Raw genomic sequence first — 1,326 nt, forward strand, 5'->3', positions numbered from 1 at the left:
ACGACGTAGCTGACGAAGCCGGCGCCGATGCCGTTGGCGATCGAGTAGGTGAACGGCATGACCACGATCGTCAGGAACGCGGGCAGCGCGATGGTGAAGTCGGAGAAGTCGATCTCCTTGACCTGGCTCATCATCAGCGCGCCGACGACGACCAGCGCCGGAGCGGCGGCCTCGACCGGGACGACCTGGTAGAGCGGGGTCAGGAACATGGCCGCGATGAACAGCACGCCGGTGACGACGTTCGCGAGCCCGGTCCTGGCGCCCTCGGCGATACCGGAGGCGGATTCGACGAAGACGGTGTTCGAACTCGACGACGCGAACCCGCCCGCCACCGCGGCGGTGCCGTCGACGAACAGGGCCTTGCCGACGTTCGGGAGCTTGCCGTCCGCCGGGAGCAGGCCGCCTTCCTTCGCCAGGCCGGTCATCGAGCCCATGGTGTCGAAGAAGTCCGCCAGTACCAGGGTGAACACCAGCAGGACCACGGTGATGATCGGCAGCCGCGTCCAGGCGCTGAAGGAGATGTCACCGACCAGCGAGAGGTCCGGAATGCCCAGCACCTGATCCGGCAGCGCCGGGTAGCCGAGGTTCCAGCCCTGCGGGTTCACGCCCTTCGAGGGGCCGACCTTGGTGATCGCCTCGACGACGATCGCGACCAAGGTCGACGCGAGGACACCGATCAGGATCGCGCCCTTGACCCGCTTCGCCACCAGGATGCCGGTGACCAGCAGACCGACGACGAACACCAGCGTCGGCCACGAAGCGATCGAGCCGTTGATGCCCAGCCCGACCGGCACGGTCGTCTTCGCGTCGTCCGGCACACGGCGGACGAAGCCGGCGTCGACCAGGCCGATCAGGCAGATGAACAGGCCGATACCGACCGCGATCGCGGATTTCAGCGGCGGCGGCACGGCGTTGAACACCGCCGTCCGGATACCGGCGAACACCAGCAGGACGATGACCAGACCCTCGATCACCACCAGGCCCATCGCCTCCGGCCAGGTCATCTGGGAGGCGAAGGTGACCGCGATCAGGCTGTTGATGCCGAGTCCGGTGGCGATGGCGAACGGGTAGTTCGCGACCAGGCCCATGATGATCGTCAGCACCCCGGCGACCAGCGCGGTCACCGCGGCGACCTGCGGCACGGGGAGGATGTTGCCGAGGACGTCCTTGTGCGCGCCCGCGTCTTCGGCGGAGAAGCTGCCGAGGATCAGCGGGTTCAGCACCACGATGTAGGCCATCGTGAAGAAGGTGACGATCCCGCCGCGGATCTCCCGCCCCGGTGTCGAGCCGCGCTCGCTGATCTTGAAGAACCGGTCCAGTGTGGAC

1 protein-coding gene is annotated in these 1,326 nt (G+C 67.4%); it reads right to left on the minus strand.

Annotated features, from left to right (window positions below; all coding sequences use genetic code 11):
- Positions 1–1,326: NCS2 family permease (locus tag DMC61_RS40760; RefSeq protein WP_233595114.1), on the minus strand; the 1,326-nt coding region annotated here is incomplete at both ends.

The sequence above is a fragment of the Amycolatopsis sp. WAC 04169 genome, assembly GCF_003947535.1.
In the GTDB taxonomy this organism is placed as follows: Bacteria; Actinomycetota; Actinomycetes; order Mycobacteriales; family Pseudonocardiaceae; genus Amycolatopsis; species Amycolatopsis keratiniphila.